The organism is Actinomycetota bacterium (assembly GCA_040905475.1).
Taxonomy (GTDB): Bacteria; Actinomycetota; AC-67; order AC-67; family AC-67; genus DATFGK01.
The window spans coordinates 1-1,302 of the sequence record JBBDRM010000047.1 but is presented as its reverse complement, the minus strand read 5'-3'; the positions used below and the strand labels follow the sequence as shown (position 1 = coordinate 1,302).

At 65.7% G+C, this 1,302-nt stretch carries 1 protein-coding gene; it reads right to left on the bottom strand.

Annotation, left to right across the window (positions count from 1 at the left end; genetic code table 11):
- The coding region (locus tag WEB06_03925; GenBank protein ID MEX2554763.1) for an IS481 family transposase at nt 1-1,207 on the bottom strand (1,207 nt) is incomplete at its 3' end.
- Between the last annotated feature and the right edge of the window lie 95 nt (nt 1,208-1,302).

Genomic DNA, 1,302 nt, shown 5'->3' with positions numbered 1-1,302 from the left:
GCATCGTGAACGCCTGTGTCGGGCCATCGTAAACGGTGGCCCGATTCTTTTTCCCGAGTGGTCGTCCTTTGGGTGGTCCGGGTGGTTTGCCGGTGCCGTAGTAGAGCTTGTTCGCCTCGAGTGTGAGGCGACGAAGCAGGTCGCCGTCGGGTGTGATGACCCGTACGTCCTGGCCTGAGCGGAGGATGATCACTCGCTTGCCTCGATGGTCGCGGCCGATGCCGATGTGGTGGAGCTTCGTCTTGTAGCGGAGCGTGATGACTCCGTTGGTGCCGACGAGGTCGTGGCGGACGCGGGTGTCGTTGGCGAGGGTGATCTTGGGCGCCGTCGGCCGCGCCTTGTCGCGGGTCTGGTAGACGTCGCGGGGCGTGCGCGGACCGAGGCTGCGGTGCGGGCGGGCATCGTTGTAGATCGCGGCGAAGCGGTCGACCTGTCGTTGCAGGGCGGCGATCGTATGCGCGGCGGATTGTTTGGCGAGGAAGAGTTTGAGGGTCTGGTGGAGGCGTTCGACCTTGCCGCAGGTCTGGGGATGGTAGGGCCGCGAGTGTTTGAACACGATGCCCAGCGCCAGCAGTTCGCTTTCGAGGGCTTGGCGGCCGTTGCGGTGCGCGGCGGTGTAGACGCAGCCGTTATCGGTCAAAAGCGCTGCGGGGAAGCCGTATTTTCGGGCGGCGGCGTGGAAGGTCGCGAGCGCTGTGTGGGCGGTGGCGGTGCGAACGACGTGGCTTGCCACGAGCAGGCGCGAGTGGTCGTCGATGAAATTGATGATCTCGACGGTGGTCTGGTCGGCGAGCTGCCAGTGAGTGACGTCGGATTGCCAGAGTTCGTTGGGGAGCCGCGCTTCGAATCGGATCCAAGAGCTGCGCGGCCTCTTCTGCGGTTGGGGGGTGACGAAGCCGCGGCGTTTGAGGATCCGCCAGATCGTGGTCACCGAGGGGACGCCTGGCTGGCCGCTTTGGGTGAGGTGGTAGTGGATGGTCTGGGCGCCCGCGTCGAGGCCGTCGTCGTCGAGTTGTTTGCGTAGTCGCACGACCGCGTCTTCGATCTGGATCGGGGTGCGGTTGTGGATCACGTGGGCTGCGCGGGAGCGGGCGCCTAACGCCTGGTAGCCGCCGGCGTGGTAGCGGGCGAGCATTTTGGCGACCCAGCCGATCGAGACTCCATGGGCGGTTGCCACATCCCGGTAGGAGCGCTTCTCGAGCAGCACCGCGTCGACCACGTATCGGGCCAGATCCATGGACACCCCCGCCGTCGGAGGCGTTCACGATGACCCGACACATGCCTCAGGTCACGTGTTCACGA